Annotated in this window: 1 protein-coding gene; it reads left to right on the top strand. The window is 46.5% G+C overall.

Going from position 1 to position 1018, the window contains the following annotated elements:
* Positions 1–108: 108 nt before the first annotated feature.
* On the top strand, positions 109–966 hold the full coding sequence (locus R7Q46_RS25310) for a DMT family transporter (protein ID WP_318077958.1): 858 nt from the start codon (positions 109–111) through the stop codon (positions 964–966).
* Positions 967–1018 lie beyond the last annotated feature (52 nt).

The raw sequence follows: 1018 nt of genomic DNA, 5'->3' as shown, positions 1-1018 counted from the left end.
GAGGCATTTTTTTATTTGCGCAAAAAGCTTTAGGACGTATTATCCGTCTACCTCTTTCAAACCGGAAATATTCAATTGAATCATCATCCTGTTCAAGGTGCTTCTTGGATGCTAACTGCAGGATTGGCATTCGCCATCGTGAATAGCTTTGCCCAAATCGCAAGCATCCACTTTGGTGTGTCTTCCACCACTTTTGCATTGTTTCAATACGCGATCGCGTTATTCGTTATTCTTCCTTATCTAAGAACGCTAGGCGTTCGACGCTCTTTGAGAACTCAACATTTTGGCTGGCACGCTTTTCGTATTTTTCTTTCTGTTATCGGTATCCAACTGTGGCTTTGGGCGCTCGCTTACCCTGTTCCGATTTGGCAAGGCATTGCGCTGCTAATGACTTCTCCGCTGTTTGCGACCGTAGGCTCAGGGCTTATCTTGAAAGAGAAAGTGGGCACCGCACGCTGGCTTGCCACACTAACTGGCTTTATCGGTGCCATGATCATCTTAGAGCCGTGGTCAGACTCCTTCACTTGGGCAACTCTACTGCCTGTTGGGGCGGCCTTCTTTTGGGCGGCGTATTCTTTGATGGTGAAAAAGATGTCGGTAAACGATCCACCGTCTACCATGGTGGTTTACTTGTTGTTACTGATCACGCCTTTCAATATTGTGCTAGCGATACCAAGCTTTACCATGCCTAGTGACTGGACTATTTGGCTGATCCTTCTTTTTGCTGGTGCACTAACAGCATTAGCGCAATGGGCGATTGTGAAAGCTTACGCAGTTGCGGACGCTTCCTTCGTTCAACCCTTCGATCACGCTAAACTACCTTTAAATGTGCTGGCTGGATGGATGGTCTTTGGATGGGTGCCTCCTGGTCGTTTGTGGCTAGGCGCTGCGATTATTGTGGCGTCGATTGCATTCATCACGCACTGGGAAGCAAAAAAGACAAAGTTAGTTGAAAGAAAAATCTAGCTTTTGAGTTCTATATTTTCAGGAAAGGAAATGAGGAACACCCTATGACACA

Source organism: Vibrio sp. 811, assembly GCF_033339195.1.
This window is presented reverse-complemented; position numbering and strand designations above follow the sequence as displayed.